The 12,795-nt window shown below is 62.2% G+C and carries 13 protein-coding genes; 8 read left to right on the forward strand and 5 right to left on the reverse strand.

Annotation, left to right across the window (positions count from 1 at the left end; translation table 11 throughout):
- Positions 1 to 310: 310 nt before the first annotated feature.
- Both EOS_RS32060 and EOS_RS32065 read left to right on the forward strand, forming a co-directional pair.
- A complete protein-coding gene (locus tag EOS_RS32060; protein WP_047896230.1) occupies positions 311 to 1,033 on the forward strand; it encodes a response regulator in 723 nt (240 codons plus the stop codon).
- Positions 1,017 to 2,369 (forward strand): ATP-binding protein, encoded by a 1,353-nt coding sequence (locus EOS_RS32065; RefSeq protein ID WP_047896231.1) that lies wholly within the window; start codon positions 1,017 to 1,019, stop codon positions 2,367 to 2,369. The genes EOS_RS32060 and EOS_RS32065 overlap by 17 nt, the downstream gene beginning before the upstream one ends.
- Before the next feature lie 112 nt (positions 2,370 to 2,481).
- Here the strand turns inward: EOS_RS32065 and EOS_RS32070 are convergent, their stop codons facing one another.
- Complete coding sequence (locus tag EOS_RS32070; protein WP_031362550.1) at positions 2,482 to 2,745, reverse strand: double-stranded DNA-specific endonuclease; 264 nt, start codon at positions 2,743 to 2,745, stop codon at positions 2,482 to 2,484.
- Between the two features lie 118 nt (positions 2,746 to 2,863).
- Complete coding sequence (locus EOS_RS32075) at positions 2,864 to 4,540, reverse strand: sensor domain-containing diguanylate cyclase (RefSeq protein WP_047896232.1); 1,677 nt, start codon at positions 4,538 to 4,540, stop codon at positions 2,864 to 2,866.
- Between the two features lie 682 nt (positions 4,541 to 5,222).
- Between EOS_RS32075 and EOS_RS32080 the strand changes: the two genes are divergently transcribed.
- The 3 genes from EOS_RS32080 (at position 5,223) to EOS_RS46535 (ending at position 8,751) form a co-directional block, all read left to right on the forward strand.
- The gene (locus EOS_RS32080) at positions 5,223 to 7,004 is read left to right on the forward strand and encodes an ABC transporter permease (protein ID WP_047896233.1); all 1,782 of its coding nucleotides are present in this window, start codon (positions 5,223 to 5,225) and stop codon (positions 7,002 to 7,004) included.
- A 91-nt stretch (positions 7,005 to 7,095) separates the two neighbouring features.
- The gene (locus EOS_RS32085; protein WP_047896234.1) at positions 7,096 to 8,430 is read left to right on the forward strand and encodes an ABC transporter ATP-binding protein; all 1,335 of its coding nucleotides are present in this window, start codon (positions 7,096 to 7,098) and stop codon (positions 8,428 to 8,430) included.
- A gap of 132 nt (positions 8,431 to 8,562) precedes the next feature.
- Positions 8,563 to 8,751 carry a hypothetical protein gene (locus EOS_RS46535; RefSeq protein ID WP_152693203.1) on the forward strand — a complete coding sequence of 63 codons (189 nt, stop codon included), beginning with the start codon at positions 8,563 to 8,565 and terminating at the stop codon, positions 8,749 to 8,751.
- Between the two features lie 47 nt (positions 8,752 to 8,798).
- Here EOS_RS46535 and EOS_RS32090 read toward each other — a convergent pair whose 3' ends face one another.
- The 3 genes from EOS_RS32090 to EOS_RS32100 all read right to left on the reverse strand — a co-directional run bounded on the left by EOS_RS32090 (position 8,799) and on the right by EOS_RS32100 (position 11,157).
- Positions 8,799 to 9,311 carry a hypothetical protein gene (locus EOS_RS32090; protein ID WP_047896235.1) on the reverse strand — a complete coding sequence of 171 codons (513 nt, stop codon included), beginning with the start codon at positions 9,309 to 9,311 and terminating at the stop codon, positions 8,799 to 8,801.
- Complete coding sequence (locus EOS_RS32095; protein WP_047896236.1) at positions 9,308 to 9,862, reverse strand: hypothetical protein; 555 nt, start codon at positions 9,860 to 9,862, stop codon at positions 9,308 to 9,310. Before EOS_RS32095 ends, EOS_RS32090 begins: the two co-directional genes overlap by 4 nt.
- Before the next feature lie 224 nt (positions 9,863 to 10,086).
- Positions 10,087 to 11,157, reverse strand: a complete 1,071-nt coding sequence (locus EOS_RS32100) for a sigma-54 interaction domain-containing protein (RefSeq protein WP_047896237.1) — start codon at positions 11,155 to 11,157, stop codon at positions 10,087 to 10,089.
- Positions 11,158 to 11,696: 539 nt separating this feature from the next.
- Here EOS_RS32100 and EOS_RS32105 point away from each other — a divergent pair.
- The 3 genes from EOS_RS32105 (at position 11,697) to EOS_RS32115 (ending at position 12,737) form a co-directional block, all read left to right on the forward strand.
- Positions 11,697 to 12,041 (forward strand): hypothetical protein, encoded by a 345-nt coding sequence (locus EOS_RS32105; protein WP_047896238.1) that lies wholly within the window; start codon positions 11,697 to 11,699, stop codon positions 12,039 to 12,041.
- A gap of 47 nt (positions 12,042 to 12,088) precedes the next feature.
- Positions 12,089 to 12,406: a DUF883 family protein gene (locus EOS_RS32110; protein ID WP_047896287.1), complete on the forward strand. Its 318-nt coding sequence runs from the start codon at positions 12,089 to 12,091 to the stop codon at positions 12,404 to 12,406.
- A 70-nt stretch (positions 12,407 to 12,476) separates the two neighbouring features.
- Complete coding sequence (locus EOS_RS32115; protein ID WP_047896239.1) at positions 12,477 to 12,737, forward strand: hypothetical protein; 261 nt, start codon at positions 12,477 to 12,479, stop codon at positions 12,735 to 12,737.
- Positions 12,738 to 12,795: the final 58 nt, after the last annotated feature.

Raw genomic sequence — 12,795 nt, forward strand, 5'->3', positions numbered from 1 at the left:
CCGGCGCGGCTGCGCTGGCGGCGTTGACCGCGCCGATCGACAAAGCGAGCGCAGCAGCGGTGATGGCGAGGAATCGGGACTGCTTCAACATGGTGTACTCCTTTTTGATTTTCAAAGCCGATCTGGCGGCGCCTTTTCGATGCTCACGCCTTCGGTAAGACACAGCGTAGACAGTCGCCGGGACGCGCGTGTTACGAGTAGCGGCCCCGTTATTACGCCGGTTTACTTTCGGCTTTCGCGGTAACACCCAGTAACCGTTTCCGGCAGGTTTGCAATCTTGTGGCCCCGCGCAGGCGTTAAACTGCGTCGCATGGCTACTCAAATACTTGTCGTCGACGACGACGCTGAACTGCGCGACCTTCTGCGCGACTACCTGGTCCGGCAGGGCATCGAGGTATCGGTGCTGCATGACGCAGGCACACTCGAACGGCGTCTCGAACGCGAGCGCCCGGACCTGATCGTGCTCGACCTGATGATGCCGGGTGTGGACGGACTGACCGCGTTGCGCAAACTCCGTGCATCGGGTGACGACATCCCGGTGATCATGCTGACGGCGCGCGCGGACGACGTGGACCGTATCGTCGGACTGGAACTAGGTGCTGATGACTACCTCGGCAAGCCGTTCAATCCGCGCGAGTTGCTGGCGCGCGTGCAGGCGGTACTGCGCCGGCGCCGCACGATTCCGTCGGCGGCACCCGAGCAGCGCGAACCGTTTTCATTCGGGCGGTTCCGGCTCGACTTCCAGTCGCGCACGCTCCATCAGGACGAGACACCGCTCACGCTGTCGGGCAGCGAATTCGCATTGCTGAAGATTTTCGTCAATCACCCAATGCGCACGCTCACGCGCGAGCGCCTGCTCGAACTGCTGCACGGTCCCGAATACGACGGCACGGACCGGGGTATCGACGTGCAGGTGTGGCGTCTGCGCCGGATTCTCGAAACTGATCCGTCCACGCCGCGCTTTATTCAGACGGTACGCGGGCGCGGTTATGTGTTCGTGCCGGACGGCGAGCAAAATGCGTCGGCCCATTGATTCGCTGTTCGGCCGGCTGGTTGTACTGGTCATCGGCGTGCTGGTGTTGTCGCACGTCGCATGGTTCACGGTCATCCGGCTAGAGCGCGATCAGACGCAAACCCGCTATGCGGTAGAAGAAGCCGCGTTCCTGGTCGACGCCGTGCGCCAGCACATCGCGAATTCACCGGATCAGCCGCTGCCCTCGAGCGTGCGCGTGGTCGAGCCTAGCAGTCCCGACGTCCCCAAACCCTTCACCGATGTCGATACCAATCGCATGCCGGCGTCGTTCGGGCGGTTTATCGACGACTTGCGGGATCGTTTGCCGGACGGTACCGACGTTCGTGTCGGCGAGCCGGGCGGCCCGCCGCGGCTTTGGGTGCGCGGCGCGAAGGACGCCAACTGGATTGTCGTCCCGGTGCAGCCGTTGCGTCCGCCGCGCTCGCGCGACCGGATGCTGCTGTGGCTGGCAATTATTTTTTCCACGGCTGTCATGGCTGCGCTGTTTGCCGCATGGCAATTACAGACGCCGTTGCGCTCGCTGGCACAGGCGGTCGGTCGCTTCGGCCGGGGCGAGCCTACTCCGCCGGTGCCCGAGCGTGGTCCTCGGGAGCTGCGGCAGCTGACTCACGGTTTCAACCAGATGGTGCGCGAAGTCGAGCAGACAGAAAGCGATCGCGCGGTCATGCTCGCGGGTGTTGCGCACGATCTCAAGACGCCGCTTGCGCGCTTGCGGCTGCGTGCCGAAATGATGGATGAAGCGAAGGTGCGCGATGGCGTGGTGCGCGACGTGGATTCCATGGCGCATATTGTCGACCAGTTTCTGGTGTTCGCGCACGACGGCGCGGATCGAAGCGAGCCCGCTGAAGTCGATCAGCAGTGTGAGCGCATTGTGCGCAGTTATCGTGCGGTCACGGTGGGCGCGCCCTCCGTTCAGACCCGGCTCACGGCGGGGCGGGATTTTGCGTTGCCGGCCGCGACACTTGACCGCTTGCTGTCGAATCTGCTCGACAACGCTCACGCATACGGCGCGCCGCCGATTGTGATCGAAACATTGCGCGGTGCGAATGGCTGGATTCTGCGCGTCATGGATAGCGGCAGCGGGATCGCGGCGCAGGATCTCATCAAGGCGAGCCGGCCTTTTGTGAGGCTGGACCCGGCGCGAGGCGGCAGTGGCCACAGCGGGCTTGGGCTCGCCATCGTGGAGCGGCTGGTGCGGCGTGCGGGCGGAGAATGCGACATCCGCAATCGCGAGGAAGGCGGTCTGCAAATCACAATGACCTTTCCTTTCGATGTCGTGGCGCGCTCGGCCGAGATGCTGCACGGAGACGAGCTCCATGAAGCGCGCATGATGTGATCGTGCGATTGGCCTTCGAGGGGGCTCGCGCCAGTGGGCGAGGGTTCGGCCGCCGGCAGAACTCAGTTGCCGCCGCAGCGCCGGCAAACCATCTCTGGCACGAGCGAAAACGCTAGTCGAACAAGGTATTAAGCGCGGAAGCAGCTTCACTATCGACGGTGTTGTATGTCACCGTGGCCGCCTCGAAAATATAGTGCGTCGTGTATTTACCGAACCGCGCCAGGATTTCCTCCTGAATCACTTCGGGCGCGACATCGAGACGCAAATACCAGGCAGTCGAAGAGAGTCGCGTCTGGAACGCACCATATTCGGCCAGCAAGTGATCGAATGCGTCAGCGTCCTGATCGCGGCAGACAATGACCAGATTTCCCTTCATGCACCCCTCCTGATAACGGCAGATATCGAACTCGAAGATCGATAATACCTGCTGTCACGGCGCTACCCCAGTACGCCGTTCGGCCAATCTCTCGCTTATTTCCTGTTTTAACTTCGCGTCAGGCCGTTTCAGGATGCCGCGGCATAGGCGGCTTGCTGTCCGCCGGATGCACTTCGGTGCGGTCGCGCCCGCCCGATTTCGCCGCATACAACGCCAGATCCGCGCGCTTGAGCAGATTTTCGGCGGTGTCGCCCTCGCTCAGCTCCGTAATGCCAATGCTCACGCTCAGCGCGGTGTCGTCCGGGAGATAGGCGCAATGCTCCTGGTTGAAGCGCTTGCGCAGGCGTTCGAGAACCGTGTGGGCGTCCGCGAGTGCTGTCTGCGGCAGCAGCAGCCCAAACTCTTCGCCGCCCAATCTCCCGACACCATCGCTTGCGCGCAGTTGCTCTTCGCACATCCGCACGAAATGCTCGAGCGCGCGGTCGCCGGTTGCATGGCCGAAGCGGTCGTTGACCTGCTTGAAATGATCCAGATCGGCGATCGCAACTGACATAGGCACGCCCGCCGAGCGCGCCAGATCGACCTCGCGGCGCAAGGTATCGAGGAAATAACGTCGTGACAACGCCCCGGTCAGCGCATCGTGGCGTGCTTCGGCAGACAACAGCGTATTGGCCGACTGCAGCTGCTCGGCTAGATGACGCGTGGCCCGGTGTAAGCGCCGCTCACGCAGGTACGACACGGCAATCACGATTGCCAGCAGGCTGACACCCAGCGCCGTGATGAACACAAGCAGCCGGTCGCGCCGTTGATTGCTCACGATTTCTGCCCAGTTCGGCAGCGGATGGACAATATGCGCGGCAAGCCCCGAGTTCAGGCCGGTGCGCTCGTCATAGAGAGAGGGCGCGGTGCTGTCGTCGGCGGCGAAAAATGCGCGCGAGAGTGCGGGCGGCAGCCAGGGCGCATCCATCCGCACCCGTTCGCCGATGTTCGTAAGCCGGAACGTGCGAAAGTCGACCCGCCGATACGCATCCAGCCGCTCCGCCCGCGACATCCGCAGCACCGGTGAATCGGGCATCACGCGGTTTTCGAGCCGGCTTTCGTGCGCCATCACGATCACGCCGTTGTTGTCGGTGACGAACGTTCCCGCCCGCGCCACCCAGTGGCGCAAGCGGTCGACGCTCACTTTCGCGATCACCGCGCCCACCAGGAAGCCGTCGCGATACACCGGCGTCGCGATGAAAATCCCCGGATCGCCGTTGGTCCGGCCGACGCCGTAGGTTTCGTTGAACGCGCCGAGCAGCGCTTTCTGGATATAACCCCGCGCCCGCATGTCGACGCCGACAAAGCTGTTTGGGTCGATGCCGTTGCTCGACGCGACGCAAAAACCGTCGCTATTGACCACCCACACGTAGTCGAGACCCGTGAAGCCACGGGCGTTGCGCAGGAAATTGCCGATTTTCGTGAGCGCCGGTACGGCGAGCCACCTTGTGCGCCGCTCGGCCTCGGTTGCGGCGGTTTCGCTGGCGGAATTGTGGGATTGCGCGAGCGCCAGCTGGATCATGTCCATTTCGGCGATGGTGGCCGGGATTGCTCGCGACATGGCGAGGTCGCTGGCAATGATCTGCGCGGTGTTGTCGACGATGGACGCGGCCATTTGCTGTTCCACGTGCATCGAAGCGGCCAGTTCTTGCTGTACCATTCGGTCCGACACCAACCCGGCGGCAACCCAGCACACGCATGCGAGCAACGCGAAGGCGAGCGTCGCGATGGCGCGGTGGAAGGTTGTCTTGTTCATCGATCCTCTGGCCTGTCTGACTGTGGCGCGACTCCGCGCCACGAGCATGTTATGAGTGTTTTACCGGCATATGAGCATCTTACCGGGCGCAGCCGCGCGCACTGCGGTAGTTGGCCTCCGCGCCGTTTGCTTGGGCGACGGAACCGGCGTCAGCCGCACACCATGCTTTGTCTGCACCGTCGCGACCGGCCCCAGTCCCGATGGCACAGGTTTGTGCGGATTCGCTTAACGCGGCTTATGCCTATACGCCTCGATTGGACGACGTTTTCTTTTGGCCATCAAGTTCTTATCGGCGCGAGCGTGCTTTTCTGAACGGTGTGTCCACGCCGGCAGGTGGGTAGCCGTTTAGTCGCTGGCGGAGGTTAGGCGTGGCCCGATCGTACAACAGGACATAAACCCGCCGGTCGAGGTTGTGCGTGAAACGAAGGTTGGTGTAGTGTCGTGCGATTCTGAAATGGTCAACTTGTGTGTCGCCGGGGGCGTGGCGGCACCGGACGTGCACTGGATCGCGCAGCGCTCCGCTGGTTCGAAGGGGATGCCGGATTAAGCGGTGTCCACGCTGTGTGCGCCGGCGGATAAGGGGGAGCGGGGGTTACCCCGCTTACAAACAAAAACACAGACACCGGACGTAGCCTCGCGCGACGGTGCCGGCTGCAACGAGCCTAAACGGGAAGGGCGTGTAATGGATTTTGGCTTTAACCTGACTCGAACGGCGAACGCTTCGGTGTGGCGTCTGCTGCCTAATCGATGGGATTTCGTCGCGTTTCCGCTGATTATCTGCGTGCTCGCGCTGACCGCAGTCGGCTTTCACGAGACGCTTGCACCCATCTCAACGCTGCAAACTCAGGCCGTCTCGCTCGATCCGGCGAACCTGCCCGAATACGCCCTGCGCACCACGCTGCGCATGCTGGCCGCCATGGTGGCGTCGCTGGTTTTCACGCTGATCTACGGCACGCTCGCGGCCAAAAGCCGGCGGGCGTCCATGGTGCTCGTGCCGATCCTGGACATCCTCCAGTCGGTGCCGGTGCTCGGTTATATCTCGTTCACGGTCACGTTCTTCCTGGCGTTGTTCCCGGGCCGTGTATTCGGCGCGGAACTGGCGGCGATCTTCGCCATCTTCACGAGCCAGGCGTGGAACATGACTTTCAGCTTCTATCAGTCGCTGCGCACGGTGCCGCGCGATCTGGACGAAGTTTCCCGTGGTTTCCATCTGACCAACTGGCAGCGCTTCTGGAAGCTCGAAGTGCCGTTTTCGATGCCCGGCCTCATCTGGAACATGATGATGTCGATGTCGGGCGGCTGGTTCTTCGTGGTCGCTTCCGAAGCCATCGTGGTCGGCAATCGCACCATCGTGCTGCCGGGTATCGGCGCGTATCTGGCGACGGCTATCGGCGAGCGCAATCTCGGTGCGATCGGCTGGGTGATCCTGGCAATGACCGTCGTGATCCTGGCCTACGATCAGCTCATGTTCCGCCCGCTGGTTGCCTGGGCCGACAAATTCCGCATGGAAAACACCAGTTCGGGCAACGTGCCGGAATCGTGGCTGCTCGACCTGATTCGCCGCACGCGCCTGATTCACCAGTTGCTCGTGCCGGCCGGTTGGATGATCGGCAAGATGGCCCGGGTGCCGCTGACGCTGCCGTCGCTGCAAGGCCGCCTGCCGAAGTTCCAGATAGGCGGCGCGTCGGTGTCGGCGCGCGGCAGGTCCCGTAATCCGTCCCGTATCGGCGATATTGTGTGGGCCATCATCGTGCTGGCGCTCACTGTGTTCGTCGTGTGGAAGGTGACCGTCTTCGTGAGCACCGGTGTGACCTGGAGCGAAGTCGGGCATGTTTTCTGGCTGGGGCTGATCACGCTGTTTCGGGTGGCGGTGCTGATTGCGCTCGCTTCGGTGATCTGGGTGCCCATCGGCGTGCTGATTGGCTTGCGCCCCGCATTGGCCAGCAAGATCCAGCCGCTCGCGCAATTCCTGGCCGCGTTCCCGGCGAACCTGCTGTTCCCGGTGTTTGTCGTGGTGATCGTCAAGTTCAACCTGAACCCGGATATCTGGCTCTCGCTGCTGATCGTGCTCGGCACGCAGTGGTATATCCTTTTTAACGTGATCGCCGGGGCGACGTCGTATCCGAACGATTACCGCGAGGCGGCCACCAATTTCCAGATCAAAGGCTGGCAGTGGTGGCGCCAGGCCATCTTGCCTGGCATCTTCCCGTACTACGTGACCGGTGCGATCACGGCGTCGGGCGGCGCGTGGAACGCGAGCATCGTGGCCGAAGCAGTGTCCTGGGGCAATACGAAGATCGTGGCGCACGGGCTTGGCGCGTATATCGCGGAAAGCACGGCCAACGGCGATTATCCGAAAATCATCCTTGGGATCGCGTTTATGTCACTGTTCGTCACGCTCTTTAACCGGCTCCTGTGGCGACCGTTGTTCGCCTACGCCGAAGCGCGCCTGAGGCTGGACTGAGCGTGAAGCGGGACCTGTTGCACACCGGCTGAACGCCCGCCGCCAGCGGCCACACCGTTAAATTTTTGTAATCAGCAACGCGAGCGCGCCTATGTCAACGCAGACGAATACGACTACCCAAACGCCGCCGATGCCGCCGCGCCTTGGCCAGGAAATCCTGCGCGTCGAAGACGTCAGTCGCGGCTTCAACAAGACGCAGGGCGAACTGCTCGTGCTCGAAGACGTGAACCTGACGCTCAACGAAGGCGAGATCGTCGGGCTGCTCGGCCGTTCGGGTTCCGGCAAGTCGACGCTGCTGCGGATCATCGCCGGCCTGATCGAGCCGACCGGCGGCCAGGTCACCTATCTGAACGAGCCGTTGAGCGGCCCGGCCAAAGGCGTGGCGATGGTGTTCCAGACCTTCGCGCTGTTCCCGTGGCTGACCGTGCTGCAGAACGTGGAAGCGGGGTTAGAAGCGCAGGGCGTGCCGGCGAAGGTGCGGCGCGAGCGTGCGCTGGCAGCAATCGATCTGATCGGTCTCGACGGTTTCGAGAACGCGTATCCGCGTGAGTTGTCGGGCGGGATGCGTCAGCGCGTGGGGTTTGCGCGTGCACTGGTGGTCGACCCCACGCTGCTGCTGATGGACGAGCCGTTTTCCGCGCTCGACGTGCTGACCGCTGAAAACTTGCGCACCGACCTGCTCGATCTCTGGACGCAGGGCAAGATGCCGATCAAGTCGGTGCTGATCGTCACGCACAACATTGAAGAAGCGGTGTTCATGTGCGACCGGATCCTGGTGCTCGCGTCGAATCCGGGGCGCGTGATGGCCGAGATTCGCGTGCCGTTCAAGCATCCGCGTAATCGTCTCGATCCGGCGTTTCGCCGTCTGGTCGATGACATCTACGCCAAGATGACCGCGCGGCAACTCGGCGAAGAGAAGAAGAAGGGCCTGGAACTGAGCAGCTGGCTGCCGCAGGTGTCGACCAACCTGATGGCCGGTCTGATCGAGACGCTCGCCGCCGATCCGTACCACGGCCGCGCCGACATGCCCGAGATCGCGCGTTCGCTGCATCTGGAAGTGGACGATCTGTTTCCGGTGGCCGAAGTGCTGCAGCATCTCGGTTTCGCCGATGTGCGCGAAGGCGATATTTTCCTGACCCCGCCGGCGCGCGTGTTCGCCGAATTCGGGACGCAGGAACGCAAGATGATGTTTGCGGAGCATTTGTTGCGGCACGTACCGCTCGCGGCACGGATCAAGAAGGTGCTGAACGAGCGGCCAGGACATCGTGCGCCGCGCGTGCGCTTCGAGCAGGAACTGGAAGATTTCCTCTCCGATAAAGCCGCCGAGGAGACGCTCGACGCGGTGATCAACTGGGGCCGTTACGGCGAGATTTTCTCGTATAACGACCAGACCGAGATTTTCAGTCTGGAAGACGTCGAGTCCTGATGCGCGGAGATTGAAGGGCGCTGGCTGGCGCAAAAAAAACGCGGCTGATCCGGAAATGGACGCCGCGTTTTTTGCATTGTGCGGGTTGTGTTTTAGTCATCGATAAGCGCTCTGGTTTTGCTTGTCGAGGGTTTGCGAGCCCGAAAGAGGTCGATTGTCGACGACCATGCCACGAGCCATGTGACGTTTGGCGGTACGACGGTGATCCCGGCGTTATCATCCGCGACGATTGCCGACGTCACGGCCGGGGTGGCCGTGAACGTGAACGGCGCGCGTCGCACGACAGTGGGCGGGGATGCAGGCGTGCGCTGGCGCGGGTGAAGCGCCCTCGACGCGTCACCCGCCGGTTACGTCGGTTACGTCGGTTACTACTGCAGATTGCCCCAGCGCTCCACCGCCGGTTCCGCCGATGCCCATTTCCAGGCGCCACTGTCATTGCCCTTGCACGCCTGGGCAAGGAACCAGTCCCGATGCGCATCGGGGTTATCACCGTCGGCGACCGAGAACGCAAACTCCCGGCACGTGGCCAGCGCACTGCTGAATTCGCGCAGCACGCGTACGTCGCCGTGACCGTTCTCCACCGGCAGCCTGTGCTTCACGCTCCACGGTTTCGTATCGCCGATGGGCAGATCGCCCACGGTGGTTGCTATCGCGATCTGCTGGTCGCTGTGCAGGCGTTTCATGAGGCGCTGGATGGCTTCGTCGGTGGCGGCCTGGACCGCGATACCCACGCCGAAGCCAACTGCGGGATTGCTGGTGACCACGCCGGTGGACACGCCGGCAGCCGCGCCGGCCGCGGCGCCAATCGACCCGCAGCCGCTCATGATGACGCAGCTCGCTGCAACGCCGGCCGCGAGTATCAAGCGGAGGCCGGGCCTCATTGCAGCGCGCCCCAGCGCGGCGTAGCAGGTTCTGCCGATGCCCACTTCCAGGTCTGGCCGTCACGGCAGATCGAGGCTACGTAGAAGCCGCTGTCGGCGGGTTGATCCTTGGTGGCGTCGGTATCGACGGAGAACACGATTTCCTTGCAGTCGAGCGTGCCGGTGCTGATGGTCCGGCTGACCGTCACGCGACCTTTCTCATCCGGTTCGATAGGCACGGAATGCACCGCGGCCCACGTTGCCACTGCCCCAACGGCAAGTGGCCCGGCGGCGCCGGCGATCCTGTCCTGCGTGTAGGTGTGCATCACGCGCTCGCTATATTGCACACCTGCTTTGGCTGCGGCGACAGCGCCCAGGCCGATGCCGGTTGCCACTGCGGCATTCCTGGTGACGCTGCCCGCGATAGCCGCGCCAGCAACACCGGCGCCTGCCACGGCGCCTTCGCCATATAGGGAGTTACAGCCTGAAAGGGTAGAGCATGCGAGTGCTCCGATCACGAGCGTTACCAGTGCGACGGCGTTGGGGGGACGCCGGTGAATCATTTTCTGCATGTGCTGTACCTTCCTCGCCTTTCCTTATTCTTTCGATGACGGCAGCCGGCTTGCGTGTGCGCACTGAAGGAACACTAAGCAATCGGAGCGCCCGCGCATTTTGAATGACGCAGCGAAATGAAGGGCAAAGAAATTTGCAAGAAATTGCAAATGCGGGGAACGTAGTGCGGATCGAGTCGCTCGCGCGAGCAGACCCGGACCAACCCCGAGTGCGAACGAAACAACTATCCCTCAGCACCCGTCGAAGTCGATGAATCCGCCTCGCCGCCTTCGTTCTCGTAAATACCGAGGCGGTTGTACAGAGTCTTGAGGCTCACGCCAAGCGCCTTGGCGGCGCGTCGTTTGTCTCCTCCGCAATGCTTGAGCGTGCCGAGGATGATTTGCTTCTGCGCATCGGCGAGCGGCGTGCCGACCCACACGTTCATCGCATCGCCTTGCGTGACCGGTTTTTTAACCCGCGACGTCAGATGCGGATGCGCTATTTCCACTGTCCTCTCAGCAAGAATGAATGCGCGATACACCGTGTTCTTCAACTCACGCACGTTGCCCGGCCATGAGTAGGTGCGCAGCATGTCCAGCGCGCGTTTGCTGAAGGACTTGTTCGTGCCTTCCTGCGCGTTCATCTCGGCGAGAAAGTGTTGCGCGAGAAATTCGCGGTCGGTATCGCGTTCCCGCAAAGGCGGTGCTCGCAACGGAAATACGGCGAGCCGATACATCAGGTCTTCCCGCAAGCCGTTCTCTTTGACCGCCACGATAGGGTCGCGATTGGTCGCCGCGATCACGCGGACATCCGAATGAATCAGATCATTGCCGCCCACGCGAAAGAACGTTCCTGTTTCCAGCGCACGCAGCAACTTGACCTGGCGCACTGGCGACATCTCCGTCACTTCATCGAGGAACAGCGTGCCGCCGTTCGCATGCTCGAAGTAACCCAGGCGCCCCTGCACGGCACCCGTGAAGCTGCCTTTCTCGTGGCCGAAGAGTTCGGGCTCGATCAGGTTGTCGGGGATCGCGCCGCAATTCACCGCGACAAACGGTGCTTCGCGGCGCGCGCTCTGGTCGTGGATCGTGCGGGCAATCAACTCCTTGCCTGTCCCTGATTCACCGATGATCAACGCGGTGGCATCGGTGGCGGCGACACGTTCGATCTGCGAGTAAAGCTCCATCATCACGGGCGACGATCCGTACAGAAGTCCGTACGACTTCAGACCCGCGATTTCACCTGGATTGCGTTTTTTCTGCGATGGCGTGTCGCCGGAGGCGACGGCCGGCGAGTCCAGATCGGTTGACGCCATGAGTCTTTTGTCCTGCAAATGTTGTTCGGGCGACAAGTCGGCCGCGGGGGGAAGACAAGGCGGCGCCGCAGGGTCGAGCGGGTCGTCACCGCGTCAGGTGGCAGGCTGGATTCTCACTGCCGCTCGAGTGGGCAAAGCATCGTTCGACGCGCGCCGGTCCGGTCGTTGCCGTGGCCGGTGCGTGCATGCGGCTTATCTCATAAACCGTATTTAACCATTCGTAACGACTCAGCGGCAATGTGCTTTGGGTGAGCTTTGAGATTTGTCGCGCAATTAAATAACCAGCAGGCATACGTATAAGCATACGAATAAGCGCGCGAATAGAGATCGATAGCCACGAGCCGGAAAGCTTCACCGATACCGTCTGAAAATTGCCTCCGACGGGCGTAATAGTTACGCGTTCGACGCATCGTCACGCCACTCTGCCTATGCAATCATTAATGAATAGAGTCCCGACCGACCTTGTTTGACCGGGATGGCACGAAATCTGCGAATAGGGTGGCATCTGCAATAGAACGGCCGGTAACCGGCAAGAAGCCATGGAAGATTCCCTTCATTTCGACATTCCCGTGCAACAGCGCATGCGTCCCGTCGGCCGGGCACGCGCGCCGCAGCGCGCAGCCGAGCGTCCGGAACTCCTCTCGGCTGAACCGATCAACATTGATCACTGGGCCGCCGTTGCGCTGGTTACTGCGCTGATGTGCGTGGTGATGGCGTGCGCTGCCGGTACGCCGACGCTGGCGCGCGCAGCGGGTTTTACGAGTGCGGTGTTTGGAGCGCTGGGTGGCGCGCTGGTGCTCGGTTGCATGCTGCGCGCCATGCGACTGCGGCACTCGCAGCGGCGCTACATTCGTCAGACGTTAATGGCAGTCAATGATGGTTAATGGATCGTTAATGGATCGTTAATGGCAAGGGGTTTCATAACATGAGCATGAGTCAAACCACTGTCCAGATGTCACTGGGCAGGCAGAAGATCATCGAAGACATCAAGGTCTTGCTGAACGATTCGGAAGAGCTCGTGCGGCTGAGCGCGTCGCTGCCTGCTGAAGGTGTCGACGCGTTGCGTACGCGCTTGCGAGAGCACGTCGATGCTGCGCGCAACGCGCTCGAAGCAGCGCAATCCACTGCACAGGAGCGGTATCGCGCGAGTCTGGACGGCACCGTGCAATACACGCGCGACAACCCGTGGCAGGCGCTGGGCATTGCGGCGGGCGTCGGCTTTCTGGCGGGCATCCTGGTTTCGCGATAACCGTGACGGTTGCGAGAAGCGATCACCGCGATCATCGCAATCGATCATCGCAATAAGCGGAGGAAACACAATGGCACGACCCAAATTCGGCCTGTTCGGCGCGTTGTTCGCGATAGGCAGCGTGCTTGCCTGGCGCTGGGCGCAATCACAACGCGACGCTTCAAAACGCGGAGCGCGTGAACTCCAGCGCTGGGAGGGCGAGGGCGGCAAGGTCGTCACGCCGGCGAGTGCATCGGCTGTGACGCCTGTGTCGCCGGTCAGGCCGTCGAACGGCCAGGGCAATGGCGCGCTGGGGGGTACACCCGAGGCGTGGCATTTTCCGCATAGCTGATATTCATACGAGTTTGCCGGCTCGATTTGCGCCAACTGAGCATGGTGAGTACGCGGCG

Source organism: Caballeronia mineralivorans PML1(12) (assembly GCF_001028175.1).
GTDB lineage: Bacteria > Pseudomonadota > Gammaproteobacteria > Burkholderiales > Burkholderiaceae > Caballeronia > Caballeronia mineralivorans.

What these genes read in the sequence shown, in the direction of transcription:
- EOS_RS32095 (WP_047896236.1), bottom strand. Translation starts at nt 9,862, where the DNA reads ATGCAGAAAATGATTCACCGGCGTCCCCCCAACGCCGTCGCACTGGTA.
- EOS_RS32065 (WP_047896231.1), top strand. Translation starts at nt 1,017, where the DNA reads ATGCGTCGGCCCATTGATTCGCTGTTCGGCCGGCTGGTTGTACTGGTC.
- EOS_RS32085 (WP_047896234.1), top strand. Translation starts at nt 7,096, where the DNA reads ATGTCAACGCAGACGAATACGACTACCCAAACGCCGCCGATGCCGCCG.
- EOS_RS32115 (WP_047896239.1), top strand. Translation starts at nt 12,477, where the DNA reads ATGGCACGACCCAAATTCGGCCTGTTCGGCGCGTTGTTCGCGATAGGC.
- EOS_RS32090 (WP_047896235.1), bottom strand. Translation starts at nt 9,311, where the DNA reads ATGAGGCCCGGCCTCCGCTTGATACTCGCGGCCGGCGTTGCAGCGAGC.
- EOS_RS32070 (WP_031362550.1), bottom strand. Translation starts at nt 2,745, where the DNA reads ATGAAGGGAAATCTGGTCATTGTCTGCCGCGATCAGGACGCTGACGCA.
- EOS_RS32110 (WP_047896287.1), top strand. Translation starts at nt 12,089, where the DNA reads ATGAGTCAAACCACTGTCCAGATGTCACTGGGCAGGCAGAAGATCATC.
- EOS_RS32080 (WP_047896233.1), top strand. Translation starts at nt 5,223, where the DNA reads ATGGATTTTGGCTTTAACCTGACTCGAACGGCGAACGCTTCGGTGTGG.
- EOS_RS32105 (WP_047896238.1), top strand. Translation starts at nt 11,697, where the DNA reads ATGGAAGATTCCCTTCATTTCGACATTCCCGTGCAACAGCGCATGCGT.
- EOS_RS32100 (WP_047896237.1), bottom strand. Translation starts at nt 11,157, where the DNA reads ATGGCGTCAACCGATCTGGACTCGCCGGCCGTCGCCTCCGGCGACACG.
- EOS_RS32075 (WP_047896232.1), bottom strand. Translation starts at nt 4,540, where the DNA reads ATGAACAAGACAACCTTCCACCGCGCCATCGCGACGCTCGCCTTCGCG.
- EOS_RS32060 (WP_047896230.1), top strand. Translation starts at nt 311, where the DNA reads ATGGCTACTCAAATACTTGTCGTCGACGACGACGCTGAACTGCGCGAC.